This is a genomic window from Enterobacter cloacae complex sp.6700776 (assembly GCF_048284255.1).
Lineage (GTDB): Bacteria > Pseudomonadota > Gammaproteobacteria > Enterobacterales > Enterobacteriaceae > Enterobacter > Enterobacter intestinihominis.
Genome location: NZ_JBLVYK010000220.1, coordinates 1 through 290 on the forward strand (window position 1 = coordinate 1; position 290 = coordinate 290).

The 290-nt window shown below is 52.8% G+C and carries 1 pseudogene; it reads left to right on the forward strand.

What is annotated here, in order from left to right:
* Positions 1–8 precede the first annotated feature (8 nt).
* A pseudogene (locus ACNQ0T_RS23965) lies at positions 9–290 on the forward strand (type-F conjugative transfer system pilin assembly protein TrbC); the annotation flags it as partial.

Here is a 290-nt window from a genome sequence, read left to right on the forward strand (position 1 = left end):
GGTAAATGATGAAGCTGAGTATGAAATCTCTGGCAGCACTGCTGATGATGCTGAACGGGGCGGTTATGGCGTCAGAAAACGTGAACACTCCTGAAAACCGCCAGTTCCTGAAGCAGCAGGAAAATTTAAGCAGACAACTGCGTGAAAAACCTGACCATCAGCTGAAGGCCTGGGCGGAGAAACAGGTGCTGGAGAACCCCCTTCAGCGTTCAGATAACCATTTCCTGGATGAGCTGGTTCGTAAACAGCAGGCTTCGCAGGACGGGAAACCCCGGCAGGGGGCCCTGTAT